The organism is Ruegeria sp. CDSB013 (assembly GCF_059611165.1).
In genome coordinates this window covers 1-1,629 of sequence record NZ_JBXWPA010000037.1, presented here as the reverse complement: position 1 = coordinate 1,629, position 1,629 = coordinate 1, and the positions used below count along the sequence as shown (strand labels likewise).

General features: G+C 52.7%; 2 protein-coding genes. One reads left to right on the top strand and one right to left on the bottom strand.

Annotated features, from left to right (window positions below; genetic code table 11):
* Positions 1-208: 208 nt before the first annotated feature.
* Positions 209-619 (bottom strand): GFA family protein, encoded by a 411-nt coding sequence (locus AC2FJF_RS24330; RefSeq protein ID WP_496727563.1) that lies wholly within the window; start codon positions 617-619, stop codon positions 209-211.
* A gap of 234 nt (positions 620-853) precedes the next feature.
* Here AC2FJF_RS24330 and AC2FJF_RS24325 point away from each other — a divergent pair.
* Positions 854-1,629, top strand: a 776-nt coding sequence (locus AC2FJF_RS24325; RefSeq protein WP_496727562.1) for a LysR family transcriptional regulator, incomplete at its 3' end; no start/stop codon positions are given.

The window sequence follows — 1,629 nt, the reverse complement described above, 5'->3', positions numbered from 1 at the left end:
TGTTTCCAGATATTCTCGAGTGTCGGCGTCCCACGAGCTGGGGTCCTCTCCATGAGCGACCACCGCGTGGAGTTCCATGAGCTTCCAGACTTCGTCCTTGGTCGCAGCAACTACTTTACCTGGGCAGGCCTCCATGCCTTCGCAATCCTTGCAGGCATATGAGTATGCAGTGTTCATCGCTTTCACCTCCGTGCGCTCGGAAAGTTGGTTAGAACTCAAGAAACGTCGGCAGCCCGTCGTCGAGTTTTATCCATGGCTGCTGATGCGAAGCGAAGACATGGGCTTTTGGCTGAGTAATCGATGGGTCGTCCAACGTCACAGCAGAAAACCACGCGTCAGCGCTCCAGTCCTGGCCCTCAACTTCATTTAGGGCGGCATAGGTCAACGTCGTTCCACAGTCCCGACAAAATCCGCGGCGAATACCCGGAGTTTTCTCAATGTGTTGGATTTCGCCTCTGATAACGGCGAAGTCTTCGGCGGCTACCTTAGCCCAAGTTACAAAGGCACCGCCAAGGGCCATTTGGCATGAACGACAATGGCAATGTCCCGACCAGACAGGTGGTGTCGCGATCTGGTATCGAACCGCACCACAGTAGCATCCACCTTGAATTTTTTCCATCGTATCAAGATCTCCTGGCATGCGGCTAGGTTGACATCGGCACTAAAGCATCCGCTCCAAAATTTTATAATAGCCGCTCAGATTTCACTGTGAATAATGTCAAGAATGCCGATATCATGCGACTCAAATAGTTTAACCAAGCATTAGAAAATCTACAGTATGGATTGGTTGCACCTTCCCCCGATGAACGCTTTGCGCGCTTTCTCAGCAGTTGCGGAAGCAGGGAGTTACACCGTGGCGGCTGAACACTTGAACGTGACCCAAGCGGCTGTCAGCCAGCAGGTGAAATCGTTGGAAAGACATTTGGGTGTAGCTCTCGTTGCCAGACGTGGGCGCAGCATTGAACTGACTGAGCCAGGCATCATTCTTTCACGTGAACTGGGTATCGGCTTTGAAATTATCGGAAGGGGTGTGCAACGACTGGCGGAACATGCAGCGCACCGTCCCGTTCAAGTGACAATGTCACCAGCATTCGCGGTGGAGTGGCTATTGCCGAGAATGGCAGAGTTTCAACAACAACACCCAGAGATCACTTTGATGCTGAACCCAACTTCTGAACTGGTTCAGATAAAGCCAGGTGGCATCGATGTCGCCATTCGGTATCACGACAGACGCATGCCGAGAAAAGAAGAGGATACTGTTCTTGTCTCCGACATGGTCGTGATCGGGGCACCTTCACTGTTGGGAGGCCAAGATTTGCCTGACCCGGCCTCTTTAACGAAGCTGCCCTGGTTGCAGGAACTGGGCACAAATGAGGCGGCCGACTGGTTCACCTATCATGGGGTCGTACCTCCCGAGCCATTGACCATAAATCACATGCCGGGGAACCTGATCATGACAGCGGTTCGCCGGGGCGACGGTATCACGTATTCCGCCAGAGCTTTTTTCGAGGACGATCTGTCATCTGGTCGAATGATTGAGTTGTTCTCTGAGCCACTCTTCGGCGTCTATTACATCCAGACTCAAGCAGAATTTCAGCGTCCCGAGGCTAAGGTGTTCGTCAACTGGCT

Excerpts from the sequence above, each read along its gene's own strand:
- AC2FJF_RS24330 (WP_496727563.1), bottom strand. The coding sequence starts at position 619 with ATGGAAAAAATTCAAGGTGGATGCTACTGTGGTGCGGTTCGATACCAG.